Source organism: Haloarchaeobius marinus (genome assembly GCF_051207415.1).
Lineage (GTDB): Archaea > Halobacteriota > Halobacteria > Halobacteriales > Natrialbaceae > Haloarchaeobius.
In genome coordinates, this window is the sequence record NZ_JBPKGD010000002.1 from 312,697 (window position 1) to 324,238 (window position 11,542).

An 11,542-nucleotide genomic window follows, 5' to 3' on the forward strand; every position below is an offset into this window, starting at 1 on the left:
GAACCGTGTGCCTGCCCCGGTCGCAGGTGGAGAAAGACCGTCTTACTGTTACAGATGTATCGATGTAAAACGACCGTTCAGGACCGTTCGCGTCAGCCGTGTCCGATAGCTCGCGACTGGTCGCGCGTCCACCGGTCGGGGCCGGTATCGCCGTCGAGACTGCCGACAGTGGCGTCCTGACAGTCCGGTAAGCGGTTCTTTGCACGGTAAGGGCAGGTTGGCACCCGGTCGAACGCGACGCCGTCGCGGGCACGCGGGGGCGAAAGGGGGCACGAGGGGGCGACAGCGGGCGAGCAAGCGCGGGGAGCGTCGGTGACCATGGCAGAGAACACGCGCACGGAGCGATATCGGCGACGGCGACGACTACGACCGGGTCGTTCGACCCCCGCCTATCGGTCCTTGAACATGCAAGCAGGAACCCTATGCCGGAGGCAACGCTTCCACCATTCAGGAGTCCGACGGAGCGAGATTCACCGAACATGCACAGGAAACACCATCCCGATAGCCGGTCGGCTACGCCTGGCGCTGCCGACCGAACGCGACCCAGAGACGGCCGGTTGCTGGTCGTCTCGAATCGCCAACCGTACAGTCACGACTACGACGGTGACGAGGTCACCGTCGACCGCCCGACCGGCGGGCTGACGGCCGGTCTCGACCCGGTGCTCCAGCGCACCGGCGGAACCTGGATCGCCTGGGGCGACGGCGACGCCGACGAGGCGGTCGTCGACGAGGACGACCGCGTGTCCGTGCCGCCCGAGGACCCGACGTACGACATCAAGCGCGTCTGGCTCTCGGACGACCAGGTCGACGACTACTACTACGGCTACAGCAACCAGGTCCTCTGGCCGCTCTGCCACTCCGCGCTCTCCGAGATACGGTCCCGCGCGTCCTTCTGGGACGCCTACCGACGGACGAACGAGGAGTTCGCGGACGCCGTCCTCGACGCCATCGAATCGTCTCCCGACCGGTCCGACGGCGACCCGCTGGTCTGGTTCCAGGACTACCACCTCGGACTCGCGCCCGGGATGGTCCGGGACCGCCTGCAGCAGGACGCCGTCCTGATGCAGTTCTGGCACATCCCGTGGCCGTCGTGGGACACCTACCGTTGCTGCCCGCACGCCGAGGCGCTCCTGCGAGGCCTGCTCGGCAACGACGTACTGGGGTTCCACGTCCAGCGGTACCGGACCAACTTCTTCGAGTGCGTCGAGGCGTGCCTCCCGGACGCGACGGTCGAACGGCGTACCGACGAGGTGCGGTACGACGGTTCGGTCACCCGCGTCGAAGCCGCCCCCCTGGGCGTCCCGTTCGACCGCATCCACCGTGGTGCGACGGAGACGTCCGAACGTGAGTTCGACGCCGGATTCCGTCGCAGGCACGGCATCTCGCCTGACACGACGCTCGCGGTCGGGGTCGACCGGCTCGACTACACGAAGGGGATCCCCCAGCGCCTCCGGGCACTGGAGCACCTGTGGGAGACCAGGCCGTCGCTTCGCGGGTCGCTCACCTACGTCCAGAACGGGAGCGAGAGCCGGTCGAAGATAGACGCGTACCAGCGAGTGCAGGACGAGGTCGAGGCGCTCGTCTCACGGATCAACGACCGGTTCGGGACCGACGACTGGCGACCGGTCGTCTTCTTCACCGACCAGATTCCACAGGAGGAGCTGTTCGCGCTCTACCGCCACAGCGACGTCGCCCTGGTGAGTCCGATCCGGGACGGGATGAACCTCGTGGCGAAGGAGTACGTGGCCGCACAGGTCGACGGCGACGGGGTCCTCGTGCTCAGCGACCAGACGGGCGCCCACCAGGAACTCGGCGAGCACGCCGTCACCGTGTCGCCCCACGCGGTCGACGAGTTCGCCGACGCCATCGAGGGGGCGCTGGAGATGCCCACCGGCCAGCGACGACGGCGGATGGAAGAACTGCGCCAGCACGTCGCGGAGTGGGACCTCGATAGCTGGCTCGAACACCAGTTCGACCTCGCGGCCACCCACCGGCCCCTCGCCGAACGTCCCCAGGTATGACCGGGGGCAACGACGAACGGACGGCGGTCCCGGTCTCGGCGTCCAGCGACGACCTCGAAGAACTGCTCGCGGCGACGAACGGCCTGTTCGTCGGTCTCGACTTCGACGGCACGCTGGCGCCCATCGCCACCGACCCGACGGCCCCGACAATCACGCCCGCGAACCGACACGCGGTCGACCGACTGGCGTCGCGACCGAACGTCAGCGTCGCCGTCGTCAGCGGACGGGCGCTTTCGGACCTCGTCGAACGCGTCGGCGTCGACGCCGTGACCTACTCGGGGAACCACGGGCTCGAACGTCGGCACGACGGCGAGCGGACCGTCACGGCGGATGCGGCCGAGTACCGGCCGGCGATGCAGTCTCTGGTCGACCGCTTGCGAGACGACCTCGACGACGTGCCCGGTGCACTCGTCGAGGACAAGGAACTGACGCTCACGGTTCACTATCGCCGGACGCCGTCGGCGGCCATCGAGGCGGTCCGGTCGGCCGTGGACCGTGCCGTCTCGTCCGTCGATTCGGACCTGCTCGTCGTGGACGGAAAGGGGGTGTTCGAGGTCCGACCGGCCGTCGACCACGACAAGGGGACCGTCGTCTCCGACCTCGCCGACGACACGCCCGTGAACTGGCTGCCGATGTACGTCGGTGACGACACGACGGACGAGGACGCCTTCGAGGCCATCGCCCCCGGGGGGGTCGGCGTGCTCGTCGGCGAGCGTGACGAGACGGCGGCGACCCATCGACTGCCGTCCCAGGCCGACGTCGCGCCGTTCCTCGACTGGCTGGTCGAGAAGAGCTTCGAGCAGGCGTGAGACGGGTCGCGGCGGCTCAGTCCCGTTCCGCCCGTGCGTCGTCGATGAGGGCCTGCACGTCGACTCTCCTGCCCTCTTCGGCACTCGTGTACGCTGCCTCGGTCACCCCGGTCACCTGCAACCCCACCTCGCCCGGGACGGCCGGTTCGACGTCACCGCGCACGGATTCGACGAAGTTCTCCAGCTTCGCCCTGTCGAGCGTCTCGAAGTCCGTCCCCTGCGTCAGTTCGGTGGTGTAGGTCACGGCGTTCGTCTCCGTGACCTCGATGACGCCGTCGACGTACGACAGCCGTCCGCCGGTGCCCCAGTAGAAGTACCCCTCGGCGATGTCCATCTCGACGCCGTCGCCACTGATGGCGACGCTGGCGAGGATCGGGTCGCCGTCGCTCTCGAGGCGGATCGAGAGCGAACTGTTCACGTCGAGCCCCGGGGAGTCGAACTCCATCTCGGCCATCACGGTCGCGGGACGTGATTCGGTCGTCCACAGGAGCGCGTCGAGCAGGTGCGACCCGGAGTCGTACAGTTGCCCGCCACCCGAGAGGGCGGTGTCGCCACGCCAGGTCTCCCGGTGTGGCTCGATCCAGTCCTGTCCGAGATAGCAGTTCACCGTGTGGACGTCGCCGATGCGACCGCTCTGGATGATGCGCCTGATCTCGCGGAACGCCGGGTGGAAGTGTCGCTGGTAGCCGACCTGGAGGACGAGTTCCCGCTCGGCCGCGGTCTCGACGAGGTCGACCGCGTGTGCGACGTCGGTAACCATGGGTTTCTCGACGAGGACGTTCACGCCCTGCCGGAGTGCGGCGGACGCCTGCTCGTAGTGGAGCGTGTGGGGCGTGACGATGGCGACCGCGTCGAGTTCGTCCCCGTGTTCGCCGAGCAGGGTTCGATAGTGTTCGTAGGCTGGCGCCCCGAACTCCTCCTCGAAGAGGTCGCGGGCGCCCTGTGTCACGTCGGCAGCAGCGACGATGTGGACGTCGTCCATCTCTGCGAACGTTCGACACTGGAGGAACCCGAGACCGCCGACTCCGATGAACCCGATCTGCATCACCATGGGGCCAGATTACGCCGCTACCTAGAAACCTCTGTCGGGTCGGTGACTCCCGTTCGACCACCATCGCGGTCGGTCCCCCGTCCTCGCGGTACGGTCGCCTGGTTCGTAGCGAGTTCCTCGACGGAAGCCACGGCGAGGCGCTATCTCCGGAGACAGTCGGGACTCTCGCGGTCGGCGCGTCGATAGAAATCGTGGAACGCGGCCGGCGGGTCTCGTTCCGTTACTTGCTCCGCATCCGGCCTCCGAACGTCGAGTCGGAGAGCTGTTCTTCGATGGTTCTGAGACGGGCTTCTAGACGCTCTTCCAGCAACTCGACGCGCCTGTCGAGGCGCTCGACCGAGCGCGCCCCGACCAGGTCCGAGTCCCGAAGCTCGGTACAGTAGCGCTGGTGTGCGGCGAGGCGGTCGTACGGCACGCTCTCGTAACAGCCTGGGCAGTTGGGCATGGCGGGTGCAGAGATACAGGTCGCGAGCACACTTTACTCTTTACCACGCTCCTGTCCGTCCATATCGGCTGGGCTGCTGGCGATTCCAGAAACAGTACCATACCTGCAGTCGCCTGGACGACGTGCCGACTCCCGTACTGCGAGAACGGTACTCCGGGTGACGACGGGGGTCAGTAGTAGCGTTCGACCGGTTCGCGGTCGTCGTAGAGGGTGTTCTGGATGAGGTTGCGGTGTCCCCGGCGCAACCGCTCCGAGAGCGCCTGATGGGACACGCCGAGTTCCTCCGAGAGGCTCTCCAGCGTCTGTCCGCGTGGGACGCTGTAGTAGTCGGTCTCGAAGGCGGTCATCAGGGCCTCGTACTGTCCGTCCGAGAGTTCGATGCCCCCGTGGTCGACGAGTTCGCCGACGCCGTTGACGCGACGGATCGAGAGGTCGAGGCCGCGTTCCTTGCAGAACTCGTAGGTCGACGAGACGGCGTCGTGGTCGGGAAACAGCACGCGGAGCTTCCAGCGCTCGTTCCGCCCGTTCGCCCTGAGCAGCGTCCCGTACTCCTCGACGAGGACGCCGAGGACGTGCCGGATTTCGGGGTGCCATTCGACCCTGTAGAGGCGACGGTCGTCGCACTCGGCCAACCGCGTCACGTCGGTGGTAGTCCCGTCGGCCTCGAGTTCGGCGTCCAGACTGTCGAGGTCGGAAGCGGACCCCCAGAGGAGCGGCATCCGGTGGTCCGACTCGTGGGCGACGACGCGGAGGGATTCGAACTCCACGTCGTCGAGCGCGTCGAACGTGTCGGAGAGTGCGAATTGGGCCGTCGGGACTATCGCGTCGACGATCGTTCCCATGGTGGCCCGAACGGCAGCGTCCGGCATTAGTATAACCAGCATATCCATGGCCCGGGTTTTTACGGGCCACGTTGGGGTCGGTTACTCGACCCTGAACTCGTCGTCGCGTTCGACCGCGTCGGCGTCCCAGCCGAGTTCGAACACGACGCCGCGGTCCTCGTCCCCGCCGAGGAGCGACCGGTCGGAGTCGATCTCCATCTGGAACTGCACTATCTCGGGCGGATTGATCGTGTGACTGTCGTTTCCGACGTGGAAGGTCACCTTCCCGTAGTCGGACCGCGTACTCGTCTCGTCCGTGGCTTGACGGTCGGCGGACCCTCGTTCGCGGTCGGTCGGGGTCCCGACTCCGGATTCGTCGGTCACGGTACTGCGGTCGGACGCGCCTCGCGCGTGTTCGTCCGACTCGTCGGTTCCGTCGAGCTGGTCGGCGAAGGCGCGGAAGTACGCAGCGACCTCTTCGCGCGACATCTCCCGCTTCGTTTCGAGTTCCTTCATGGCGTCGGATGTTCGACCGACGGACGCATCACCCTTCCCCTTGCAGTGGCGTGCAGGGTCGGCTCCCCCGGTCCGGAACGGGCGTCGTCCGGTCGGACGGGCGCCCGTGGTCGTTCACCAGGAGTCTCGGGGCGAGGGGCCGTTCGGCCGCGATGGCCCGGTCGGACCGTCCCGGACGGGTCAGAGCAGGTCGAACGCCGATTCGAGGTCGGCCTCGAAGGCTGCTCGCTTGCTCCTGTCGTAGAAGTAGGCGGCGGGGTGGTACGCCGGCACGACGGTCCGGCCGTCGCGCTCGAACCGTCGACCGTGGACCGACTCCATCGTCTCGTCGGTGTCGAGCAGCGCCCGGGTCGCGGTGGCCCCGAGCGAGACGACGACGACCGGGTCGACCGCCTCGATCTCGGCGTCCAGTACCGGGAGCCACGCCTCTATCTCGGCGACGCGGGGGGTGCGGTTCTCGGGCGGTCGCACCTTCACGACGTTCGTCAGGTAGAGCGACGCCCGGTCCACGCCGAGTTTGTTCAGCGTGCTGTCGAGCAGGCCGCCCGCCCGCCCGACGAACGGTTCGCCCTCCTCGACCTCCGTCTCGCCGGGGGCTTCACCGACCAGCATCACGTCGGCGTCGAACGGGCCGACCCCCGGGACGAACCGGTCACGGTCGACGTGCTCGTCGGGGACGGCGGCGAGTTCCGACTCGAACCTGGTCTCGAAGTCGGTCATGGTGCTTCAGGCCGTCGAACTGGACCGTCGGACATCGTCGGTCAACCAGCCTCCCGGTCCGGCCCCGTCGGTCCGGTCGCGTCTCCGTCCGCTGTTCGGTCACCGGGTTCCTTGATTTCGACGGGAGCGGAACCGCACTCCACGCAGACGTACCGGTCGTCGACCGTCTGCACGACGGGGGCGTTGCACGAGATGCACTTCACGCGGGACTGTCGGGCGGCGCGGGGATAGCTACTCACGGGGACTCCTTCGGCGTCAGCGTCCATAGTTACGGTCCGCGTTTCGTCGACACTATACAGAACCCCGACGTTTCCAGCGAGTAGCACCGGGTTATGCCGGTCACGCGTCTCGCTGGTCGAGTCGCCCGACGCCGTCACCGCCCGGGTCGTACACGTAGGCGAGGTCCTTCTCCTCGAAGATGTCGAGGAACGTCTCCCACGACATCTCCTCCAGGTCCGCCGCCTCGTCGGTGTCGCCGATCCGGAGCAGCGCCCGGTCACCCTGGCCCTCGGTCTGGGGTTCGTGGGCCGGGTAGCCGCCTCGGTCCTCGACGAGGCTCTGGACGAGGGCGTGGTCGGTGGTTCGGTTCTCTCGCGAGTCGTCGGCCTGCTCGCGTGCCATGACTGACCGGACGGGACTGAGACACTTAAGTCACCGTCTCGACCGTCGCGGGGCGCGCTCGTACCCAAACGACTTTGCGTCCCGTGCCGTAGCCCGGACGCGTGATGAACCGTGACTGACGAGCGAGAGCAAGGCGTCGACTTCGGTGACGTACAGGACGAACTGGAATCGGAGACGTATCCCCTGTCGACCGACGAACTGGTCGAGAAGTACGGCGACAGGGAGCTCTCACACGCGAACGGGACGGTGACGCTCGGCGAGGTCGTGGAACCGCTGGACGAGGACTACCGGTCCTACGACGAGGTCAAGCGGGCCGTGCTCACCATGGTCGGCGAGGAGGCGGAGGGACGGACTGGGTACACGGACCGCGGCCAGAACGCGACGGCGGAGGACTACGACCAGCACTCTTTCTGACCGGTAAGACGGCGTTTTTCGACGTAAGCACCCCATGACTTTGGCGCTACCCGGTGACGCCACTGGTGCCGGGAGCGACCCTGTCGCTCCGGCGGTGAGACCATGAGTCAGGTACCCCATCAGGAGTACGGCCAGCAGACGGGCGGACAGACACAGCACGGGCAGCAGTTCCCACAGGGACAGGTTGCCGGCTCGCAACAGTCGATGGGCCGCCGGCAGGTCCAGAGCCTGCTGTACCCGACGCGGAACTTCCTCCCGGAATCGGTCCGCGTCCCGATGATACAGCAACTCAATCGAACGCTCGCGGACACGACGGTCCTCCTGACGCACGTCAGGTACGCCCACTGGAACGTCAAGGGCATGGAGTTCGTCGGACTGCACGAACTGTTCGAGGACATCGCGGAGCACCTGGCGGAACAGGCAGACCTCATCGCGGAACGGGTCACCGCCCTGGGCGGGCAGGCGATGGGGACGGCCGGGATGGCGGTGAGCAACTGCCGCATGCCCCAGATGCCGTCCGCCGCGGTCACCGGTCGCGAGTACGTCGAACTGCTCGTCGACCGACTGGCCATCTACGACGCTCGCCTGCACGAGGACATCACGGTGGCGAACCAGTACGACGACTTCGACACCGCCGACCTCCTCAACGAGATCTCGCGGACGGTGTCACAGGACCTCTGGTTCCTGGAGGCACACCTCCAGACCGAACCGCAGTCGAGCGTGCCCATCTCCGGTGAGACGCCCGAACAGCAGGCGGCGCCACAGCAGGGCCAGGAGTACGGTCAGCAGTACCCCGCACAGCAGTTCGGCCAGCAGGCACAGGTCGGCCAGCAGCCGACGTACGGTGGCCCGCCGGGTCCGGGCGGCGGCCAGCCGAGTCGCTGAGGGCCGTCCTCCGTCGGTCCGTCGTCACTCCGTCCCGGAACGCTCGTCCTCCTCGTCGTCCTCGTACTCCGCCGCCTGTGCCTCGCTGGCGCGTTCCCGTGCCCGTTCGGGGGTGCTGTCGTAGAACTCGTCGTCTACCGACTCGGCTTCCCGCCGGTCCCGCCCGGAGTCCCGGTACGGCGGCCCGCCTGCTGCCAGGTCCGAGCGTTCCTCGACGTGTCCGCCGGCGTCTATCTCGGTGGTCACTGCCTCGAAGGCCATCTCCTCGTCCTCGAACTCGCCGTCGAGTCTGTCGAAGACGCTCCCGAGCGACTCCGTCTCGTTGGGCAGGTCCATCGGGCGGTCGGCGTACTCGGTGGCGAGTTCCTCGCTCGAGACGGGGTACTGCTGGGTCCCGAGGTCCTCGCGGACCGACGCGAGAACGTCCGCGACGCGCTCGGCCCGTTCGTGCTGGCGTTCCCGGGCGGCATCGTCGACGCTATCGCTGTCGTCTCCCATGTCCGGCCCAACGGGACCCGTGCACAAAGGCCCGTCGCCGACCCCGAGACGGTCGTCGCACGCCCGGACCGTCATCGCTCCTCCGGCGGGACGAACGGGCCGACGGAGACGGTGTGCCGGGCGATGGTCGCCGCCCGGAGGACGTACGCGAGGAACACGGCGAAGGGCGAGACGATGGCCCCGATGCCGACGCTGACAAGGGCCGGCATGAGAGACGGGGGGACCATGACGCCGTTCGTCCGGTAGACGAGCGCGAGAGAGAGCACCACCAGCAAAGCGAGCAGGCCGGTGTAGACGATGAGGCGGGAGAACTTCGCGAGGTCCTCCTGTAACGAGATGGTCTTGAAGAACTGGCGCGTGACGGCGATGGCCTCCAGCAACTCCTCCATCGTGTCGAGTTCCTCCGCGATCTCGTCCCTGACCTCGTCGGCGTACCCCGACCTGATGTGCTGGATGGCGGTCAGGTTCTCCGCGTACTCCGTGCCGAGCACCACCTGGAGGACGTCGATGATGGCGGTCTGCTCCTCCAGGTGGTCGTCGATGTTGGCCCCGTACGCCTCGATGTCCCGGATGGCGTCCGTCACCTCGTCGGGGTGCGTCTCGTCGCCGGTGTCCATGGTCTCCCGGAGCGTCGAGGCCCGGTCCCGGAGCGTCGTCGCCAGCAACGACAGGAACGAGGCCGGGTCGATGGGGGTCGACGGCGTCCCGGCGACCGATTCGATGTGTTCGCGCAGTTCGCGGGTCCCCGCGAGCCTGTCGTTGAGTTCCTTCGGAGACCCGAACACGCGCGAGAGGACGAGCTGGTTGATGGACAGTGCGACGGTCACCAGCGTCAGGACGCCCGAGGTCAGGCCGCTCGCGAACAGCGTGGCCCCGAACCCCGACGACCCGACCTCGAGCAGGCCCAGGACGCTGGCGGTGGCGAACCAGACGACGAAGAGGACGACGATGCCCAACGAGACGAGTCGTCGGTCGCCCTGGAGTAACAGCCACCCGCCGACGCGGTCTCTCACTCCGTCCCTGTCGCCAGCAGAACGTGACGTCGAAACCTCCGACTCCATACGAGGATACACGCGAGCGAGACTCATAACTCCCAGACTGGCCCTCGCATGGCCGGCCCCGCCCGCCGGCGAGACGCTCCTAGGTGATTAGGCGCACGACTTACCCCCGTATCCGCGATACACCGTGTACGATGAGACGCTCCTCCAGACGAGACGGCCGGCACGTTCCGCGTCGAGAAACCGGACGCAGTGACGGGTGGAACCCGTGAGTCTGTACGTCACCGTCTCGGTCGACACGCCGATACTCAAGACCGCGTCGAAGCACTCGCCCGAGACCACGCTCAGCGTCACCCAGCAGAAGATGGCCCCCGACGGGACCGTCGACATCACCCTCCAGACGAGAGGCGGCGACGTCGAGCAGCTCGAGGAGGGACTGGACGAGGACCCGACGGTCGACCGGTGGACCGCGTTCGGCGAAACCGGGACCGACCGGCTCTACCAGGTGTACCTGAACGCCTACGGGAGCAAGGTGAGCACGTACAACACGTGGGCGAACGAGGAGGCCGTCTTCGTCTCGGCGCGACCGTCGGAGAACCGCTGGCGCGAGACGATACGGTTCCACGACCGGTCGGGCGTCGAGGAGTACGCGTCGTTCTGTGACCGACTCGGACTCCCGTTCTCGCTCCTCCGGCTCAGGCGGGCCAGCGAGGACGTGAACGGACTCCAGTACGGGCTGACCGAGATACAGGAGCAGACGCTCGTGACGGCGTTCCAGCACGGCTACTACGCCGTCCCCCGCGACATCTCGCTCCAGGAACTGGCGACGTCGTTCGACATCTCCCACCAGGCGCTCTCGGAGCGCCTGCGCCGGGGTATCGGGTCGCTCGTCCAGAACACCGTCGTGACGATGCCCCTCGACCAGCCCTCCGAGTCCGGGCACGCCCAGGCGGAAGTCGACTACGCCTGAGACCGCCCGCGACGACGGACGGACGTGCTACGACACCACCGAAACCGGGTCCCATGCCGTACCATTATGGCGACCGACGCCGTCACTCGTACGTACCGTGAGCCGGAATCCCAGCATCAAGGCCGTCGAGACGGGAGACGAGTACATCCACGTCCGGTTCCGAGACCCGGACGAGTTCGACGAGATACGGACCCCGGACTGGGCGAAGAACACCGCCGGGTCCATCTCGTCGGGGTCGGAGGTCCGGATGGGCAGGAAGAAAGGGAGCGACGACTGGACCGTCCAGAGCGTCCTCGTGAAGAAGACCGTCGGCGAGTCCAAGGCGAGAGACCAGGCCCGGAAGATTCGGGACAAGATAGAGTCGTGACCGGTCGCCCTGCGAGCCCAGCGGATAGAGTTTTTGTGATGGAGGTCGCAGTTGACGTGTGACCAGCACCGACGACCAGTCCGACGAATCGCCAGCCGACGCCGTAGAGATAGACTTCGGGGAGACGGTGTACACCGAGGACGGCGACGTCATCGGGACGGTGCGCGGTGTACAGGAGGGCGGCATCCTCGTCACGACCCGGACGGGCGTCGAGGCGCTCAGCGAGGAGCACGTCCGCTCCGGCCAGTCGTGGGGGTCCGCCGAGTTGATGTGGCGCTGCATGGAGTGCGGCGAGATGGGTCCCATCGAGGGCGACATCCCCGACGGCTGTCCTAACTGTGGCACCGCCCGCGAGAACCTGATGTACTGGACGGAAGATTGAGGTGGTCCCCGGCGCCGGGGAGTG

General features: G+C 67.3%; 15 protein-coding genes. 7 read left to right on the forward strand and 8 right to left on the reverse strand.

The features are described from left to right. Positions 1-479: 479 nt before the first annotated feature. Together ACSC1W_RS07705 and otsB are read left to right on the forward strand one after the other, a co-directional pair. On the forward strand, positions 480-2,021 hold the full coding sequence (locus ACSC1W_RS07705; RefSeq protein WP_435346349.1) for an alpha,alpha-trehalose-phosphate synthase (UDP-forming): 1,542 nt from the start codon (positions 480-482) through the stop codon (positions 2,019-2,021). Then, complete coding sequence (gene otsB, locus ACSC1W_RS07710; RefSeq protein WP_435346350.1) at positions 2,018-2,830, forward strand: trehalose-phosphatase; 813 nt, start codon at positions 2,018-2,020, stop codon at positions 2,828-2,830. The genes ACSC1W_RS07705 and otsB overlap by 4 nt, the downstream gene beginning before the upstream one ends. Before the next feature lie 16 nt (positions 2,831-2,846). Here the strand turns inward: otsB and ACSC1W_RS07715 are convergent, their stop codons facing one another. From ACSC1W_RS07715 to ACSC1W_RS07740, 6 genes are all read right to left on the reverse strand, one after another. After that, positions 2,847-3,881: a Gfo/Idh/MocA family protein gene (locus ACSC1W_RS07715; RefSeq protein WP_435346351.1), complete on the reverse strand. Its 1,035-nt coding sequence runs from the start codon at positions 3,879-3,881 to the stop codon at positions 2,847-2,849. 220 nt (positions 3,882-4,101) lie between these two features. Next, a complete protein-coding gene (locus tag ACSC1W_RS07720) occupies positions 4,102-4,326 on the reverse strand; it encodes a hypothetical protein (RefSeq protein WP_435346352.1) in 225 nt (74 codons plus the stop codon). Positions 4,327-4,496: 170 nt separating this feature from the next. Next, positions 4,497-5,168, reverse strand: coding sequence for a helix-turn-helix domain-containing protein (locus ACSC1W_RS07725; RefSeq protein ID WP_435346353.1), 672 nt, complete (start codon positions 5,166-5,168; stop codon positions 4,497-4,499). An 81-nt stretch (positions 5,169-5,249) separates the two neighbouring features. Then, complete coding sequence (locus tag ACSC1W_RS07730; protein WP_435346354.1) at positions 5,250-5,663, reverse strand: amphi-Trp domain-containing protein; 414 nt, start codon at positions 5,661-5,663, stop codon at positions 5,250-5,252. Positions 5,664-5,843: 180 nt separating this feature from the next. Further along, positions 5,844-6,383: a uracil-DNA glycosylase gene (locus ACSC1W_RS07735; RefSeq protein WP_435346355.1), complete on the reverse strand. Its 540-nt coding sequence runs from the start codon at positions 6,381-6,383 to the stop codon at positions 5,844-5,846. A 339-nt stretch (positions 6,384-6,722) separates the two neighbouring features. Then, positions 6,723-7,004, reverse strand: a complete 282-nt coding sequence (locus tag ACSC1W_RS07740; RefSeq protein WP_435346356.1) for a hypothetical protein — start codon at positions 7,002-7,004, stop codon at positions 6,723-6,725. 111 nt (positions 7,005-7,115) lie between these two features. Between ACSC1W_RS07740 and ACSC1W_RS07745 the strand changes: the two genes are divergently transcribed. After that, positions 7,116-7,418, forward strand: coding sequence for a DUF5789 family protein (locus tag ACSC1W_RS07745; protein WP_435346357.1), 303 nt, complete (start codon positions 7,116-7,118; stop codon positions 7,416-7,418). Positions 7,419-7,520: 102 nt separating this feature from the next. Continuing rightward, a complete protein-coding gene (gene dps, locus ACSC1W_RS07750; protein WP_435346358.1) occupies positions 7,521-8,303 on the forward strand; it encodes a DNA starvation/stationary phase protection protein Dps in 783 nt (260 codons plus the stop codon). Positions 8,304-8,327: 24 nt separating this feature from the next. Here the strand turns inward: dps and ACSC1W_RS07755 are convergent, their stop codons facing one another. Continuing rightward, the gene (locus ACSC1W_RS07755; RefSeq protein WP_435346359.1) at positions 8,328-8,801 is read right to left on the reverse strand and encodes a DUF5789 family protein; all 474 of its coding nucleotides are present in this window, start codon (positions 8,799-8,801) and stop codon (positions 8,328-8,330) included. 71 nt (positions 8,802-8,872) lie between these two features. Continuing rightward, a complete protein-coding gene (locus ACSC1W_RS07760) occupies positions 8,873-9,862 on the reverse strand; it encodes a DUF7972 family membrane protein (protein WP_435346360.1) in 990 nt (329 codons plus the stop codon). A gap of 205 nt (positions 9,863-10,067) precedes the next feature. Between ACSC1W_RS07760 and ACSC1W_RS07765 the strand changes: the two genes are divergently transcribed. The 3 genes from ACSC1W_RS07765 to ACSC1W_RS07775 all read left to right on the forward strand — a co-directional run bounded on the left by ACSC1W_RS07765 (position 10,068) and on the right by ACSC1W_RS07775 (position 11,518). Next, positions 10,068-10,769, forward strand: a complete 702-nt coding sequence (locus tag ACSC1W_RS07765; RefSeq protein WP_435346361.1) for a helix-turn-helix domain-containing protein — start codon at positions 10,068-10,070, stop codon at positions 10,767-10,769. A 97-nt stretch (positions 10,770-10,866) separates the two neighbouring features. Next, on the forward strand, positions 10,867-11,136 hold the full coding sequence (locus tag ACSC1W_RS07770) for a hypothetical protein (RefSeq protein WP_435346362.1): 270 nt from the start codon (positions 10,867-10,869) through the stop codon (positions 11,134-11,136). A 58-nt stretch (positions 11,137-11,194) separates the two neighbouring features. After that, on the forward strand, positions 11,195-11,518 hold the full coding sequence (locus ACSC1W_RS07775; RefSeq protein WP_435346363.1) for a DUF7130 family rubredoxin-like protein: 324 nt from the start codon (positions 11,195-11,197) through the stop codon (positions 11,516-11,518). Positions 11,519-11,542: the final 24 nt, after the last annotated feature.